This is a genomic window from Aquirufa regiilacus (genome assembly GCF_032470275.1).
GTDB lineage: Bacteria > Bacteroidota > Bacteroidia > Cytophagales > Spirosomataceae > Aquirufa > Aquirufa regiilacus.
The window spans coordinates 455,881-470,399 of the sequence record NZ_JAVNWW010000001.1; the positions used below are offsets into that span (position 1 = coordinate 455,881).

Consider the following 14,519-nt stretch of genomic DNA (forward strand, 5'->3'; position numbering starts at 1 on the left):
TGATTTAACTCCATAACTATGCAATTATCATTCATTCGTGTTGCGCTGTTTGCCGGCATCTCCTGTTTAACTTTCGGGTCATTCGCCCAATCAAAACCTAAAACAAAACCTAAGCTTACTGTTTCTGTTACGAAAGTTCCTGTCAAGCCATTCAATTCGTCGATTGACTCCGTTTCTTATGCGGTAGGTGTTCTCGTAGCGCAAAATTTCAAGTCGCAAAATGTTACCCTGAATCCTGATATGGTTGCCAAGGGCTTTGCTTCTGTGACTACAGGTGGTACTTTGTTGATTAATGAGCAAGAATGCCAAAGCGTGATGAATAACTTCATGATGAAAAACCAACAAGCGCAAATGGCTGAGCAAGCAAAACAACATGAGCCTAATCGCATCGCCGGGGAGAAATTCCTTGCCGAAAATAAAACGAAGGATTCTGTCATCACAACCGCTACAGGCTTACAATACAAAGTAATCAAGATGGGTGACGGTCCTAAGCCTAAGGCTTCCGATAAAGTAAAAACTCATTACCATGGAACATTGATCGATGGTACCGTGTTTGACTCTTCAGTGCAACGTGGTGAGCCTGTTTCTTTTCCTGTTTCTGGCGTTATTCCAGGTTGGGTAGAAGCACTACAATTAATGCCTGTTGGCTCTAAATTTAAATTATTTATTCCTCAAGAATTAGCTTATGGCATTCGTGGGGGTGGTCAAACCATCAAACCTTATTCGGCTTTGGTGTTTGAAGTTGAGTTGATCGCGATCGAAAAAGAATAATATGAAAAGGATACTTCCGATTTTAATTCCACTTTCTCTCTTGGTTGTCGTTTTCTTGCACGGGAAAACGCAAGGTAAATTGGAGGTGGCTACTTACCAACAAGGTGATTTGCAACCGACGGATACCCAACGGAAGGTGGAGCGATTGGTTTTTGGTATTTTGTCCAATTACCATTATCGGAAAGTTCCTGTGAATGATTCCTTGTCATCAAAGATTTTTGATGCCTATTTAAAGAATCTAGACCCTAATAAGGTCTATTTCCTCGCATCGGATATCGAAGAAGTTGAGAAATACCGTTTCACGATTGATGAGCAATTGAACCTAGGTGATTTGACCTCAGCGTTTCAGATTTATAATCTGTACCAAAAACGCATGTTGGAGCGTTTTGCCTATGTCGATAAAATCATCAAGCAACCCATGGATTTTACTTTGGACGAGACCTATCAGCCGGATCGTGAAAAAGCGGCTTGGGCAAAATCAAGTGCTGATTTAGATGACTATTGGCGTAAAGATGTTAAACGCCAATTGGTTGATTGGAAAATTGGAGGTAAAGCGGATACAACGGCTGTACGTGAATTGAATGATCGTTACAAGCGTTCTGCCAAATACATGGCTCGTACGCGTGCTGAAGATGTTTTTCAGGTTTTTATGAATGCCTACACGGAAAGTATTGATCCGCATACATCTTATATGATTCCCAAAGCTGCTCAAGAGTTTAATAAAGATATGGCTCAAAGTTTTGAGGGCATCGGAGCTACGCTTCGTTTGGAAGGCGATTATGTGACGATTCAGGATTTGGTTCCCGGTGGACCCGCTTTTCGATCCAAGCAAATCAATCCGAAAGATCGCATCGTAGGTGTGGCTCAAGGAGATGATGGTGCTTTTGTGGATGTGATTGGTTGGTTTACGGACGATGCCGTCAAATTGATCCGCGGTCCGAAAGGAACTGTCGTTCGATTGAAGATTTTGCCAGGTTCGGGTGTGACGGGTTCTCCCACTTCGGAAGTTCGCATCGTACGTGAAAAAATCAAACTCGAAGAGCAAACGGCCAAAAAAGAAATATTGAATTTCAAGCAAGGTGCTTCAACTTACAAATTAGGTTTGATTACGATTCCTATGTTCTACCGTGATTTTGAAGGTGCACGCAAACGTGAGGCTGATTTTAAATCAACTTCCGCAGATGTACGTAAGTTCTTAAACGAATTCAAACAAGAAGGAATTGATGGTCTTGTGATTGATTTGCGGAACAATGGGGGAGGATCTTTGATCGAAGCTGTTGAATTAACGGGTTTGTTTATTCCAAAAGGTCCCGTCGTGCAGCGCAAGCAGTCGGACGGAAAGATTTCACAGGAAGTCGACCGAGACCCCATGCAAGTTTATGACGGTCCCATGGCGATTATGATTAACCGTTTCTCTGCTTCGGCATCGGAAATTTTTGCCGCTGCGATTCAAGATTATAAACGGGGTATTATTGTAGGAGAGCAATCCTATGGTAAGGGAACTGTGCAGTCGGTAATCGACCTAGATAATTACATGGCGAATGAAAAGGATCCCGTAGGCCAATTGAAAATTACGTTGGAGAAATTCTACCGCGTGAATGGTTCTTCTACGCAACATAAAGGTGTTAGTCCCGATTTTGCTTTGCCGTCAGCCTTTTCTGCGGAGGAGTTTGGAGAAAGTTCTCAGCCTTCGGCATTGCCTTGGGATATGATCCCTACAACGGCTTATACGCCTACGAATAATATTGTTGCGCCAACTTTGGCACAATTACAAGCTGCTTTCCAAGCACGTTTGAAGACAAAACCTGATTTGATTAAACTGAAGCAGGATTTTGAACGCTGGAAAAAGATCAAGGAGCAAAATTCTATTTCCTTGAATATGGAGAAGCGTAAAAAGGAATTGGACGAGCAGAAGAAAAAGCCGGATGAGTCTCAGGCCATCATGGATGCTTTAGGTGCGACAGAAGAGAGCCCAGCGGATAAGGACAAAAAAGAAAAAGCGGCTGATAAGCATGCAAAAGATGCTTATTTGAAGGAAACCCAACAAATTTTGTCGGATTGGATTTCAAGTGGAGCTCATAAAATTGCGAAAGTAAAATGATCGACTTAGCTGTCATCCTGGAAAATGCAAAACCCCTCGTGCGCGAAACGGGTGTATGGATTCAATCCATGGTGGACAATATTGGCGAGTCAGATATACAATACAAGGGTACGAACGATTTGGTTTCCTTTGTGGACCAAACGGCCGAAACTCGATTAAAAGCAGGTCTTTCTGCTGTTTTCCCGGAAGCGGGATTTGTGGCTGAAGAATCTGCATCAGATTACAGCGAAGTTGGCGATGGTTATTATTGGGTCATTGATCCTTTGGATGGCACAACAAATTTCCTGCATCGATTGCCTATTTATGCCGTTTCCGTAGGTTTGATTTACCAGAAACAACCTATTTTGGGTTTAATCTATGAGCCAAACCGCGATGAATTGTTTTATGCGGCGAAAGGACACGGAGCTTATTTGAATGAGCGGACGATTCAGGTGTCCCAACAAGCCTTCATGAGTAAGAGTTTATTGGCGACCGGTTTTCCCTATTATGATTTCTCCTACCAGGATCGATACTTGTCTTTATTGAAGGAATTGATGCGTACTTCCCATGGGTTACGCCGGATGGGTGCTGCAGCGATTGATTTAGCTTATATGGCCTGTGGTCGATTTGAAGGCTTTTTTGAGGCTAATTTGAAGCCTTGGGATGTTGCGGCAGGTAAGATTATCATCGAAGAAGCTGGCGGTCGTGTGACCAATTTTAGTGGGGGAGATGCTGTGATTTTTGAAGGGGAAATCATTGGGGCTGGTCCCATCTTTGATGAATTTTTAGGAACTTTACAGGGCAAATGGTTTGTTGATTAAGCATGGAACAAATAATCATCTTCTTGGTTTTTGCTGCTGCACTCTTCTATTTAGGAAGATTGGTGTATCAACAATTTTGGGGTAAAACGGCGGGTCAATGCGCCAAAGGTTGCGGTACTTGCGCAGCCAGCTCACTCGATAAAATCGAATCCATTGAAAGATAAGGAAAGCGGAAAAATTGTTGATTTGCAAATTATCCGAAGGATTTATGGCTTCATTAAGCCTTATAAATTCCGGTTCTGGTTTCTCGTAGGCCTTATTTTGTGCATGGCGGGTGTGTCACCCGTGATTCCCTTGATGATTCGGTATACGCTTGACCACTTTGTGAGTTTAGATAAAATGGCCGACTTGCTTCGCATGTTCTTCATCATGATTGCGGTGCTTTTCGCGCAGACAGGGCTTCAATTTTCTACGAGTTATTTGGCTGGTTACCTGGGACAAACGGTTATTCGTGATATCCGTGTCCAACTCTATGCCAAAATCGTTGATTTGAAACTAGCCTTTTTTGATGCGACTCCTATCGGCCGACTGGTTACTCGGACGGTGTCTGATATCGAGACTTTGAATGATGTGTTTTCGGAAGGCTTGGCATCTATTGCTGGGGATTTGTTGCAATTGTTTTTGATCATCGGGGTGATGTTTTACACCGATTGGCGCTTGACATTAGTGATTTTAGCGACAGTGCCGTTCATGGTATTTTCAACTTATGTTTTTAAAGAATACATCAAGAAATCCTTTAACGAGGTGCGGGGAGCTGTGGCGAATCTGAATTCGTTTGTTCAAGAGCATATTTCGGGGATGATGATTGTACAATTATTCCATGCCGAAAAGCGGGAATTGGCGAAATTCAACAAAATCAATGAGGATCATCGCGATGCGAATATTCGCGGTATTCTAGCCTATTCGGTTTATTTTCCCGTAGCCGATGTGATATCCGCGGTGGGTTCAGGTTTTGTGGTTTGGATGGCTTCGACCTATATTTTGAAAGAGCAAATTACGGTGGGGACACTGACGGCCTTCATTATGTTCATTAACCTCTTTTTCCGACCAATCCGGATGCTTGCGGATCGTTTTAATACCTTGCAAATGGGGATTGTTTCGACGGAGCGTATTTTGACTTTGTTGGATTCAACAGATTATATTCAGAATAATGGGAAGGTTTTGGCTGATGAATTGAAAGGAAACATCGAATTTGATGATGTAAGCTTTGCTTATAATGAACCGGAATGGGTTGTTAAAAATGTAAGTTTTGAAGTTCCTTCGGGACAAACGTTGGCGATTGTCGGTGCAACGGGTGCTGGGAAATCATCTATTATTGGTTTATTAGGCCGTATGTATGATTGCCAGCAAGGTCAAATTCGAATTGATGGCGTTGCGTTACCAGCATATGAGATTCACAGTTTGCGTAAAAATATAGCGATCGTCTTGCAAGATGTCTTTTTGTTTAGCGCATCCATCGCTTACAATATTCATTTAGGCGATACAGCCATTTCGCAGGAAAAGATTGAAGAAGCCGCGAAGGCGGTAGGTGTGCATGATTTTATTATGTCGTTGCCAGGTGGCTATGCCTATGAGGTGATGGAACGTGGCGCTACGTTGAGTGTGGGTCAGCGCCAACTTATTTCTTTCGTTCGTGCCATGGTGCATGACCCCAAAATTATTATTTTAGATGAGGCAACATCTTCGGTTGATTCTGAGTCGGAGGGCCTAATCCAACAAGCGATTGCTACCCTGATGCAAGGACGAACGGCAGTCGTGATTGCGCATCGCTTATCTACGATTCGTAATGCGCATCAGATTTTGGTGATGGACAAAGGTGAAATTAAAGAACGAGGAACGCATGAGGCGTTATTGAAGCAAGAGGGATTGTATGCGCAATTGTATCATTTACAATTTAGTCGTAATTAATCCGTATATTTGGGGCTTATGAAATTGAAAAATTATATTCTAGTTGGTTTTATTGCATTGCTCGGCTTGAGTTCATGCGGTAAGTTTGAGAAGTTCCGTAAGAATGCGAGTTTGCCTGTCAAGTACAAGGCTGCCGTGGACTATTATAAAAAGAAAGATTTTGACAAGGCAAGTATCTTATTTGATGAGATACTACCCTTAATGAAGGGAGATTCTACCCAAGAAATGGCCACCTATTATCAGGCATATTGCGATTTCAATTTAGGGAATTATACCCTAGCGAATGCGCATTTCAAGAAGTTTTATGAGGTTTTTTCGCGTAGTGAATTTGCAGAAGAAGCCATTTATATGTCTGCATTTTCCTTGTACAAGGATTCTCCCAATTTTAACCTGGACCAAACAGGTACTTTGTCAGCGATCAATGAATTGCAGAGTTATTTGAATAATTATCCAGACACGAAATTCAAGGATGAATGTTCGAATATGATTAAGGAGTTGCGTCGCAAGTTGGAGCGCAAGGCTTATGAAAAAGCGAAATTGTACCATAAAACATCCCCCTTTAACGTGGCATCCTTGAAGTCATCTGTGATTGAAATCACAAACTTTCAGCGTGATTTCCCAGACTCGGATTACAATGAGGAAATGGCTTATTTGAAGGTATTGGCACAATATGATTTGGCAAACAGTACCATTGAATCCAAGCAAAAGGAACGTTATTCCGATGCATCTAAGTTTTATTTAGAACTCGTAGACAAATATCCACAAAGCGCCTATTTGAAGGATGCGGAGAAGATGTATGTGAAGAGTAATGTGGAAGTAGAGCGCATTGCTAAACTTGAAGCAGAACAGAAAGCGTTATTAGAGAAAGAGAAGTCGAATACGTCTAAATTGACCACGAGTCCCCAATAGTTTATTTCAGAAAATTATCTTATTTTTGCAACCTTAATTAAAATTCAAAGAGATGTCTAAGATCCAAACCAATCCATCAATCATTACGCGTGATGTAGATAAAATTGCTGCAAAGACAGGTAATACATACGAGTCCATTTCGATTATTGGACAACGTGCACGTCAGATTTCAAGCAAAATGAAGGAGGAATTATCAGGTAAATTATCTGAGTTTGCTTCATCGGTAGATAATTTAGAAGAGATTTTTGAAAACCGTGAGCAAATCGAAATCTCGAAATACTACGAGCGTATGCCAAAGCCAAGCGCAATTGCCATTGACGAATTTTTGGCTGACAAAGTAGATTTCAGAGAACGTACAGAAGGAACAGACGAAAACTAATCTTTTTTCGTTTGATTTCATATGAAATCCATTCGCATACTAATATTCGCGATATTATGTCTCGGTTCTTGGGCAACGAAAGCCCAAGAACTACAGGCAACAGTGACGATTAACACCGAGCAATTACAGCTCGATCAACAGCGAGGATCCTCGCAGATCTATTCCGAACTTCAGCGTACCTTACAAGATTTTTTGTCCAACCGCCGTTGGTCCAATGATAATTTTGCGCCTGAAGAAAAAATTAAGTTGAATATCAATTTATTATTGACCAAAGCGAGTTCTCAAGGAGATTTTGAGGCTAATGCACGCATTCAAGTCTTGCGACCTGTGTATGGTACTTCCTATGAAACGGTAGTCTTGAACATGATCGATAAAAATTTCAATTTTAAGTATCAGCTGGGCACGCCAATAACGTACAATGACAATAGTTTTATCGATAATTTGAGTTCATTGATGGCCTATTATGCCTATTTGTCTCTCGCTTATCATTATGATTCGATGGGATTGCGTGGGGGAGAGGCTTTTGTGCAGAAATTGGCAAATTTGACGAATTTGGCCCAAAATTCAGGTACGGGTTGGGGGAATGCCTCCGACATTCGTTCGCGTTTTGCGATTTCGGAGAATTTGATGAACCAACAAATTCAAGGGATGCGCGATGTGAATTATAGCTATCACCGTTTGTATTTGGATACATTTAAGGAGAAACCAGACGAGGCTCGTAAGGGTATTTTAGATTTGTTGATGCAGATTCGTCAGATCAATCAAATCCGACCAGGTGCTGCAAGTATTCGTGTATTTTTTGATGCCAAGAGTGAGGAGATCTTTTCCATCTTGGATGAGGCGGGTGCGTCTGAGCGCCAACAAGCCTTTGCTTATTTAAGTTTACTAGATCCCATTCGGACCGAATCTTATCGAAAATTAATCAGGTAGATTATCAGTTTTAGGAACGTTAGAGTTCTATTTCCTCTTTACCTTTGGCAATCCTCCAAGGTTTGCCAAAGGTAGCTGAGGCATGCATGAAAATTAGCCTAAAAACATGACCCAAGGACGTGCTAAACCTTTGGTTTTAATTCGAAAATCATCACCGTTTCCGTTTTGTCAGAAACCTTGAATCGATTGTCTATTCGATGGCCCACAATCCATGCAACAGAACCTTTACTCAGCATTAATAGGGTCGTTTTCTTGATATTGAGTGCTACTTTTTTGTCGGTCAGAAAATCTGAAATAAGCTTTTTGGAATTCATGCCCAGCGGGCAAAACCAATCGCCTTCTTGTGACTTGCGAATTTCCAAGGGAAATGTTAAGCTATCCGCATCGAGACAAGCAATGTTTGCCTCTGTGGGTACCTTGAAATCTGCCGTATTTTCTTCGACATAAATATGTAATTCTTTTGTTCCTAAGTCGATGATTTCATCTTCTTCTTGGACTAAGATGGGCTTGTACTCCGACTGGTCTTTAGGACTTAATACCCATTGATTACGATCGATATTTAATGTAAAAAGTGGTGATTCGAAGATTTTACCCACTTTATCTGCAGGATGATTTGTGATCTGTGCGATTTGATCTCCGTTAAAAGCGAGGCTTTGAAGCCAGCGTTGTTGCATGACTTTTTCACGGGCCGTTTTATCATTTAATTGGACGAAAAGGTTATTCGCTGTGTCACTTTTGATATTCGCCTCTTGCCACATGGCATATTCTTCCTGAATCCATTCCTCGATGTCGCGAATGCGTTCACTCGTTTGTGCGAGGGTTTCATCAAAAGTGGAATTAAGCTCTTGGAACTTGGGCATGATTTCATGGCGGATGAAATTACGTTGGTATTTCGTCGATTCATTCGACGAATCTTCGCGCCATGCTAAATGCTTTTCTACCACAAGGTCGAATATCTGTTCTTGATTCGCGAACAACATCGGTCGGATAATGTGGCCATTCTTTAATGGGATACCATGGAATCCCGCTAATCCGCTTCCTCGCGTTAAATTTATCAAGACAGTTTCAGCGCTATCCATTTGATGGTGTGCGGTTGCGATGTATTGATATCCTTCCCGCTGGCGGATTTCTTCGAACCAGTTGTAGCGTAACAATCGCGCGGCCATCTGAGTCGAAATTTTCTCTTTTTCGGCAAAGGCTTTGGTGTCAAATACGATGTTGTGGTAAGGGACTTTCAGGGTTTTGGCGAATTTCTTCACAAATACCTCGTCGGCCAGGGATTCTTCTCCGCGTAAACTGAAATTCACATGCGCAATTCCAAAATTGAATTTTGCCAACGAGAATAGTTTGGCTAATACCACCGAATCAATCCCGCCGCTAACAGCAATGAGGATTTTGTCTTCGGGTTGAAATAAATTCTCTTTTTGGATAAAATGGATGAAATCTTCCAGCATAAAATTGGTAAATTGCGCGTTCAATTGATGATGCGAAATTAACGATTCGCAATGAACATGCGGCAAAAATACGGATTATTCCTCTTTTTCTTTTTGATGCTCCCGGCTTGCTTGCTTGCGCAAAGTCAGCTAGAGGTCATTCGTGCCGACAGTCTTAATGGGATGCAGCAGGAGCTAATCATGCGAAAAACGTTGATTGGGCGGGTATTTCTCCGACAAGGAACTACGACTTTAGCCTGTGATCAAGCAGTTTTAAATAGTTCCACGAATAATGTCGAGGCTTATGGCCATGTGAAAATCATTCAAGCGGACACCGTGACGATTACGGGAGATACGGCTGTGTATATAGGCGATACGCGACAGGCATACATCTCGGGCAAAGTCAAATTAGATGATCATACCATTGTGCTGTCAACGAATAAGTTAGATTACGATATGAATTCTCGGATGGCTATTTACCATACGGGTGCTAAAATAATTGACAAAAAATCTACTTTGTCGAGTCGGGAAGGATTTTACAATACCGTTACGAAGAACTTTCTCTTCAAACAAAAGGTCCGCGTTTTGGATAAGGATGGAGGGAAGCTGCAGGCTGATTCCCTCAAATATAACACAGCATCTAAGGAGGCTTATTTTATCGCTCCTACGGAAATTATTACGAAAAAGGATACGGTCCTAACGAACGCGGGCTTCTACAATACACAAAGCAAAGTGTCAAATTTCACAGGTCGGTCGACTGCCAAAACCGACGAGTATATTCTTTCCGCGGATACCTTGTTTTACGACAGTCCCACGCAGATTGGTGTAGCACGCGGTCGGGTAGAGTTTTTAAGCCAAAAACAAAAGGTGATTTTGACGGGTGACCACGGTCGGTACGCAGGAAAAACGGGAATTACGCGGGTTTATGGGCGTGCGCTGATGCGAAATATCGGCGAGCAAGATACCTTGTATTTGACGGCTGATACCCTTGTGTCGATGCAAAATAAGGTCGATTCTACGCGTAAATTGTATGCATATAAAAATGTCTTACTCTTTAAATCCGATTTCTCCGGTAAATGTGATTCACTCGGTTACGACACGAAGGATTCGGTGATACATTTTTATCAAAAACCGTTGCTGTGGACGAATGATTCCCAGTTGCAAGCGGATTCGGTATCTATGTACATGACCAATCAGAAAATGCGAGAGATGCGTTTACGTGGTCATTCTTTCGTTATTTCAATAGATTCTGCCTCCCATTATAATCAAATTAAAGGTCGGAAAATGTGGGTATTCTTTGCGGATGATTCTCGCTTAAAGAAAGTGCAGGTCGACGGCAATGGAGAGAGTGTTTATTATGTCGTGGATGATAAGAAAAATACCACGGGCTTAAATCGGGTCGAATGCAGTCGGATGAATCTCTTTTTCCAAGAAAATAAAATCAACAAGATATCGTTTATCACGAAACCCGAAGCGAAGTTCGTGCCTCCCAAAGAGTGGAAGGAAGAGCTTGAGTATTTGGACGGGTTTAATTGGCGGTCAAAGGAAAAAATCACATTGCCGATGGTCTTGGAGCGTGTTCAGCAGACTCCGACTGTTAAAAAACCTTAAAATTCGGCATTTTGTCATTGGATTTGGACCGTTTGCCCATTGTGTGCGTTTTTGTTTGCGCGAAAGACTTACCTTTGATTATTCGATTATCCTATGATTCAAGCTGTACGTAACACTTTCTTTTTTGCTTTGCTGCTGGGTTTTTTAAGCCCCGTTTTTTTGCATGCGCAAATAGAAGGAAAATCGAAATCTCGATTAGCGATTCAGCGAACAGCGCAGCGTGTCAATTTACCTATATTGTTGTCTAAGCGTTCGTTTCATGTGAATCCGGCATTGCAAACAAATCTTGATTTGAAGCAGAATTCATACCTCACACAAATCATGAAATCCAGTTTTGCAAAACCTTCAACTACGACGATTGTAGGTCAGGTTCCAGACCGGAAGTTGGTTGAGGAGAACAGCAATAATAGTAATTATTTGTTTTATAATGACCGCATTCAGGTTTCACATGCCTATCCAAATCCAGCAAGTGATTTTTTGGATATTGATTATCAGGTTGTAGGTAATCAGGAATTACGATTAGGCTTTTACAATGTGTTGGGCGAGCAAGTGAAGGAATTTGCTTTAGATCGAGACCAAAGAACGCTTCGAATCTCTTTGCGTGATTTTTCTTCAGGCATGTATTTGTATCAATTGTCTATCGACGGTCGGTCGGTGGCTACCAAGAAAATTATCGTTCGCAAAGGCTTATAAAAAAACCCGGATGGAAGACCACCCAGGTTTTTTGGATTATAGACGATGGACTATAGACGATGGACTTTTGACTGTAGACTTTTGTTTTTTCTAATGTCTAATGTCTAGTGTCTAATGTCTGGTTGTGCTATTGCTTCGCAATTGTTCGTTTGATGAAAGCCGTCAAATCAGCTCCTGTCAATAAATTCTGCGACAGTAAAGCTAAATCTGAGATTTGTTTTGCCAATGCTTTTTGCTCATCTTCGGATTCCAAACCGGCTAATTTCCCAATCAAAGGGTGATTCGCATTGACCGTGATGTTATAGGTTGTTGGCATTGACCCAAACATCCCCATGCCACCTCCATTTTTCGACATTTCGCTCATGCGACGCATGAATTCATTTTGCGTAACAATCGCTGGTAATTCATCAGGCGACATGGCCTCTACAGCAACGACTTTTTGTTTGTCATTCAAGGTTTCTTCGAAGACTTTCTTCACGCTCTCTTTTTGCGTATCACTAAGAACTGCTTCTAAGTTGATTCCCGTGTCGATTAATTTATCAATTCGGTCTGCATCGACGCGTTTCCATTGGGTTTTCTCCAATTTCGCTTCCATGGCTTGAATGAAATGACTATCAATCAAGGAATCAAGTTTTAGAACCGAGTACTCTTTTTGTTTGGCGGATTGAATAAAGGCATCTTGCTGTTGTTCATCAGTCGTATAGAGATAGACTTTGTTGCCATCTTTATCCGTTTGAGCTGCTTGAACTTCTTCAGCGTATTCGTCTAACGTAAAATATTTGTCATTCGTATCTTGAACTAAGCAAAAATTCATCGCACGTTCCATGAATTTCTCATCAGAGATCATTCCGTATTTTACGAATAGTCCGATGTTCGCAAATTTCTCTTCGAATGCTGCGCGGTCTGCTTTGAATAGGTCGGCCAATTTATCTGCCACTTTCTTCGTGATGTACGAGTTGATTTTCTTGACATTCGAATCCGCCTGCAAGAACGAGCGGGAAACGTTCAATGGGATATCCGGTGAGTCGATGACCCCGTGCAACAACATTAAGAACTCAGGAACGATGTCTTTGACTTCGTCCGTGATGAAGACTTGTCTGCTATACAACTGAATTTTTTCGCGTTGCAATTGCATTTCGTTCTTCACTTTCGGGAAATACAAAATTCCTGTTAAGTTGAATGGATAGTCCACATTTAAGTGAATCCAGAACAAAGGTTTTTCCTGCATCGGATACAATTCGTCGTAGAATTGTAAGTAATCTTCATCCGTTAAATCGGATGGTGATTTCGTCCAAATGGGATTTGGGTTATTGATGATTTTCTCTTGGAATTCAATCGGCATAGGTAAGAACTTGCCATACTTATCGAGGATCGATTTTAAACGATACTCTTCCAAGAATTCTTCCGAATCTTCCGCAATGTGAAGGATGATGTCCGTTCCACGTGTTTTCTTTTTGGCAGAACTAATTGAATATTCGGTCGAACCATCGCAGATCCAACGCGCTGCTTCAGATCCTTCTTGATACGATTTTGAAATAATTTCCACTTCCTTCGCAACCATGAAGGCGGAATAAAATCCTAGGCCAAAATGACCGATGATTCCTTTGTCATCCCCTTGGTCTTTGTATTTCTCTACGAATTCTGTAGCTCCGGAGAAGGCGATTTGATTGATGTATTTTTTTATTTCTTCGGCCGTCATCCCGATTCCGTTGTCGGAAATCGTGATCGTTTTCTTATCCTTATCGAAGCTTACTTGAACTTTTAAATCACCCAATTCCCCATTGAATTCCCCTATGGAGCTCAATCGCTTGATTTTTTGGGTGGCGTCTACGGCATTGGATACCAACTCACGAAGGAAAATCTCGTGGTCAGAATAGAGAAATTTCTTGATGATGGGAAAAATGTTCTCAGTGTGAATGGAGATGTTACCTGTTTCTTTCATGTTTAATTGAGATTAAAAATCATAAATTTGAATTCCGTAGGTTCAAATGTTAGTCCAAAACCTTTCGGAATGTCATATTGTCAGTTTTTATGCGAAAAGTTGTTGTTTTTTTATTGATGAGTTTGCCTCTTTTTGCCCAGCAAGAATCCTTGCGCATGGTCTATCCCTTCATGCCATTGGCCATTAATCCGGCAATCGCTGGTGCCAAAGGCGTAGGTTCCATCACCGGGATTTATCGAAAAAAACCGCTGTTTCAGGGTGGGATTACGAATACGGCATCGTCCCAACAATACTTTAGTTTTGATATGCCCATCGCACAGGAAAAAGGAGGTATCGGTTTTTTGGCATACAATACAGATCAATCGTATGCCTTGGCATCGGGTGGAATCGCTGCGAATTTGGGATTAGCGGCTGTTGCTGCTAAAAATTTTGCGTGGGGGAGAGGAAACTATGTTCGAATCGGTGTGCAGGTGGGCGTGAATCAATATCCCATCATTGGTAAAAGTGGTACAAGTGTTTTGGGTGGTCATTATGGTTGGGGGGTACATTACACCCGCGGTGATCTACAAGTTGGCTTTAGTTCGCCCGCAAATTCTTTTGAATCGAGTTATGGGTCCATGCATAAGCCTATGTACTTGTCGGGGCAATATATCTTGCACCTCAATCAACATGCGGTCAAGCTAGGAGCGATCCTGCGAAACCAACAAGAAACGATGAAATCAGACTATTATGCTGTTTTTTGGTTCAAGGAAAAAGTGGGTGCTGGAATTTGGTATCAGGGTACAGGATCGGAATTAGGTTCAAAGGCACTTTTAGGTAGTTTAGAAGTTGCCCTCGGGAAAAACTTTCGCGTGGGATATGCCTATGATTTTTTAGGAGAATCTACGGCTTATTATCCTGCGGGCTTTGGTTCAACGGTTTCTTCGGAACGCGCAGGATTTCACCAATTATTCATCCGTTACGAGGTAGATTTAGGAAATGGGAAAATCGCGGAATTCCGGCCTTAAGTAATAATGCAATTTCTTTGACTTTGGTAGGATAT

The 14,519-nt window shown here is 41.7% G+C and carries 13 protein-coding genes; 11 read left to right on the forward strand and 2 right to left on the reverse strand.

Annotation, left to right across the window (positions count from 1 at the left end):
• Positions 1-18 precede the first annotated feature (18 nt).
• From PQG45_RS01910 to porD, 8 genes are all read left to right on the forward strand, one after another.
• Positions 19-771: an FKBP-type peptidyl-prolyl cis-trans isomerase gene (locus PQG45_RS01910; protein WP_315575741.1), complete on the forward strand. Its 753-nt coding sequence runs from the start codon at positions 19-21 to the stop codon at positions 769-771.
• 1 nt (position 772) lies between these two features.
• On the forward strand, positions 773-2,872 hold the full coding sequence (locus PQG45_RS01915) for a carboxy terminal-processing peptidase (protein ID WP_316070199.1): 2,100 nt from the start codon (positions 773-775) through the stop codon (positions 2,870-2,872).
• On the forward strand, positions 2,869-3,672 hold the full coding sequence (locus PQG45_RS01920; RefSeq protein ID WP_316070200.1) for an inositol monophosphatase family protein: 804 nt from the start codon (positions 2,869-2,871) through the stop codon (positions 3,670-3,672). The genes PQG45_RS01915 and PQG45_RS01920 overlap by 4 nt, the downstream gene beginning before the upstream one ends.
• 2 nt (positions 3,673-3,674) lie before the next feature.
• Positions 3,675-3,836, forward strand: a complete 162-nt coding sequence (locus tag PQG45_RS01925) for a FeoB-associated Cys-rich membrane protein (protein ID WP_315575735.1) — start codon at positions 3,675-3,677, stop codon at positions 3,834-3,836.
• Positions 3,826-5,580 carry an ABC transporter ATP-binding protein gene (locus PQG45_RS01930; protein ID WP_315575733.1) on the forward strand — a complete coding sequence of 585 codons (1,755 nt, stop codon included), beginning with the start codon at positions 3,826-3,828 and terminating at the stop codon, positions 5,578-5,580. Before PQG45_RS01925 ends, PQG45_RS01930 begins: the two co-directional genes overlap by 11 nt.
• A gap of 18 nt (positions 5,581-5,598) precedes the next feature.
• Positions 5,599-6,489, forward strand: coding sequence for an outer membrane protein assembly factor BamD (locus PQG45_RS01935; protein WP_316070201.1), 891 nt, complete (start codon positions 5,599-5,601; stop codon positions 6,487-6,489).
• Between the two features lie 61 nt (positions 6,490-6,550).
• The gene (locus PQG45_RS01940; RefSeq protein ID WP_315576186.1) at positions 6,551-6,868 is read left to right on the forward strand and encodes a DNA-directed RNA polymerase subunit omega; all 318 of its coding nucleotides are present in this window, start codon (positions 6,551-6,553) and stop codon (positions 6,866-6,868) included.
• Positions 6,869-6,889: 21 nt separating this feature from the next.
• Positions 6,890-7,798, forward strand: coding sequence for a type IX secretion system protein PorD (gene porD / locus PQG45_RS01945; RefSeq protein WP_316070202.1), 909 nt, complete (start codon positions 6,890-6,892; stop codon positions 7,796-7,798).
• A 122-nt stretch (positions 7,799-7,920) separates the two neighbouring features.
• Here the strand turns inward: porD and tilS are convergent, their stop codons facing one another.
• On the reverse strand, positions 7,921-9,252 hold the full coding sequence (gene tilS, locus PQG45_RS01950) for a tRNA lysidine(34) synthetase TilS (protein WP_316070203.1): 1,332 nt from the start codon (positions 9,250-9,252) through the stop codon (positions 7,921-7,923).
• A 57-nt stretch (positions 9,253-9,309) separates the two neighbouring features.
• Here tilS and PQG45_RS01955 point away from each other — a divergent pair, with 57 nt between their 5' ends.
• Together PQG45_RS01955 and PQG45_RS01960 are read left to right on the forward strand one after the other, a co-directional pair.
• Entirely contained in the window at positions 9,310-10,842 is a 1,533-nt protein-coding gene (locus PQG45_RS01955; RefSeq protein WP_316070204.1) for an OstA-like protein, read from the forward strand.
• Positions 10,843-10,935: 93 nt separating this feature from the next.
• On the forward strand, positions 10,936-11,535 hold the full coding sequence (locus PQG45_RS01960; RefSeq protein WP_315575725.1) for a T9SS type A sorting domain-containing protein: 600 nt from the start codon (positions 10,936-10,938) through the stop codon (positions 11,533-11,535).
• A gap of 127 nt (positions 11,536-11,662) precedes the next feature.
• On the opposite strand, the gene htpG is transcribed toward PQG45_RS01960, so the two are convergent.
• A complete protein-coding gene (htpG, locus tag PQG45_RS01965) occupies positions 11,663-13,477 on the reverse strand; it encodes a molecular chaperone HtpG (RefSeq protein WP_316070205.1) in 1,815 nt (604 codons plus the stop codon).
• An 89-nt stretch (positions 13,478-13,566) separates the two neighbouring features.
• On the opposite strand from htpG, the gene PQG45_RS01970 reads away from it, so the two are divergent.
• The gene (locus PQG45_RS01970; RefSeq protein WP_316070206.1) at positions 13,567-14,484 is read left to right on the forward strand and encodes a type IX secretion system membrane protein PorP/SprF; all 918 of its coding nucleotides are present in this window, start codon (positions 13,567-13,569) and stop codon (positions 14,482-14,484) included.
• Positions 14,485-14,519 lie beyond the last annotated feature (35 nt).